Raw genomic sequence first — 2314 nt, 5'->3', positions numbered from 1 at the left:
ACTGAGGTGAAAAAATGTACACAATACACATAAGTTTGTCCGATGATTATCTTATGACACAAAATTTTATAAATTACATGGATCTACTCGATGAGCTTTATATATTAGATGAAAATAAACAACCTATTAAGCCCGGCAGTCTTGAGCAATGGTCTGATTGGCGGAAAAATGAGAACAATATACAAGTAGCTTTAGATACTTTTTCGTGGGGAAGAGTATCTACCATCTTTTTAGGAAAGGATTATTCTAATTTTCCTAATCAAGAACCACAGCTTTTTGAAACTATGGTTTTTGGAGGTGAATATAGTGGTAAATTCTGGAGATATTCAACTTGGGAACAAGCAGTTGCCGGACATCAAGAAGTTTGTATGATAGCTATTTGAGCCTATTGATGAGAAAAATTTAAACTTATAAGAATAATCTTAAACCTAATATCGTTTATCTTGCCCATAACCCCATAGGAAATAACTGTACCTAGTTCTAGCTATATTAAATTATAAAAGTAACTAGAATAAAAGGATGTAACCTATGCCCAAGAAAAAATGCGGACTTGGATTTGACTGTGCCAGTATGATGCAATACCCAGGCATAGACTCTGGCGACTGCTTAAATTACAAAACCTGTGGGAGTGCGGTTCAACTAAGCCCCGATGAAGAACTTGAACTTGTTCGTATTCGGGAAGAACAAATGCGCCAGTATCAAGAACAAATTCGCCTGACCCGTCGTTCTGCCGCTATCATGATGCTGATGAGGCGCGGTTGCCCGCAATCACCAGAATCGTTAAGTGTTATCCCCGCAATTGAGGCGATCGCCACCACATTAAATAATATTCGTACTGGACTTACCAACTTCGACGGACAGTACATCGCGCCACCTGGTTGCGAACTCCACATCTACAATGTCAAACGACCGAGTGGTACGTACTCGTACTATAAACTAACCGCCGAAAACGCAATGTTTGCACCTTCAGAGAAAGAACAAGAAGTACGGGTAATTCACCTCAGCCATCAGCATGATGCACGGTATATAGAAGCACAACTTGGTATCGAACGGCGGAACAAGTTAACCCAAGTGCGAACACTGCTTCACAACGCAAGCGCATTGCTTGAGGAAGCAACACGCCTACTCGAACAAACCACAGATATGAACAGTCCAAACGCAACAGTTGAAGTTTTAAACACCGATGAAATTATATCCATCGGCTAATAAAACCAGCAAAATGGGAAAATTTACTTCATTACTGCCACAAAATATAGATACTGAAATACAGGATTATTTGTAAAGCTGCTTTACCTACCAGTAGGCTGTGATGGTTACGAGCGAATCGCTCTGATAGGTATACCAACAGGCTAACAACCGACTAGGGGGAAATGAAAAATGACCATAAGTTTTAGAGAATGGCTCAAACAATTTAAAAATCAAGATGCACCCTTTGGTGATTTATGGAGTGATGCCACATCGACTAAAAGAGGAAGATTTCAGACTCTTGGCAGGGTGACACTATAGAAAGCTTGATAGAGTTTATGGTTAAAAACGAAACATCATATTAATCTCATAGTGTTCTTAATGAAGCTAATGAGGCGTATCATAATTATTTAGGTTTAGAACCTATAAAATCATCTAAATTGGAAGAGTTAGAGAACCAACTTAAAGCTAAATATTACGCAGAACGTCTACAACACTATACAAAATTATCTATTTTATATAGGAATCCTACTTGAATCTTGCTCAGTATACTGAGAAGTCAAGCTTTGTATGTCAAGCTTCTAGGCAGCTCGATTGTTCAAAAATCAAATAGGAGTCTTATATATAAACAAAATTAAATTCTCCTTTATGAGTTTGATCTCCATATAGGTGTCACTGTACTACTGCGACCCAACTACAGTGATGCCCAATTCAGTCACAGAGAGTAATCCACTTTGTTCTAGTTATTTTAAATAAAAATAATAGCTAGAACCAAAAACACACTCAAAATTGAAAAACTACAGGAGAGTAAAAAATTAGGGAGGCATAAAATTATCAAGTTGCTGCCATGCTAATTTAGCTTTCTCTCTCAAACTACAAACATCAGCACAATGGCAAACATTAAGAATGTTACTACTGATTTAGCATTAAGCAAGAAATAATTGAGAAGTTTGTATATTTTTTTCATACTTAAATTTTGAGATCACGCTGAATTATATCTTTAAAAGCTATCTTCTAAGTAATAGCTATATTTTGGTGTATAAAAAACTATATTTATTTTGCAAGTGGAAATTAGAAAATTGTTTAATAAATTACCAAGATAGAGAAAGTAAAATCAAGCTCTAAGGGT

General features: G+C 36.5%; 3 protein-coding genes. All 3 read left to right on the top strand.

All coding sequences use genetic code 11. The annotated features are described in order from the left end of the window. Positions 1 to 77: 77 nt before the first annotated feature. The 3 genes from ACWATR_RS39425 (at position 78) to ACWATR_RS39415 (ending at position 1506) form a co-directional block, all read left to right on the top strand. Complete coding sequence (locus tag ACWATR_RS39425) at positions 78 to 383, top strand: hypothetical protein (protein WP_460345665.1); 306 nt, start codon at positions 78 to 80, stop codon at positions 381 to 383. 145 nt (positions 384 to 528) lie between these two features. After that, complete coding sequence (locus ACWATR_RS39420; RefSeq protein WP_289794656.1) at positions 529 to 1206, top strand: hypothetical protein; 678 nt, start codon at positions 529 to 531, stop codon at positions 1204 to 1206. 171 nt (positions 1207 to 1377) lie between these two features. Continuing rightward, positions 1378 to 1506 (top strand): hypothetical protein, encoded by a 129-nt coding sequence (locus tag ACWATR_RS39415; protein ID WP_460345662.1) that lies wholly within the window; start codon positions 1378 to 1380, stop codon positions 1504 to 1506. Positions 1507 to 2314: the final 808 nt, after the last annotated feature.

The sequence above is a fragment of the Nostoc sp. UIC 10890 genome, assembly GCF_054786515.1.
This window is presented reverse-complemented; position numbering and strand designations above follow the sequence as displayed.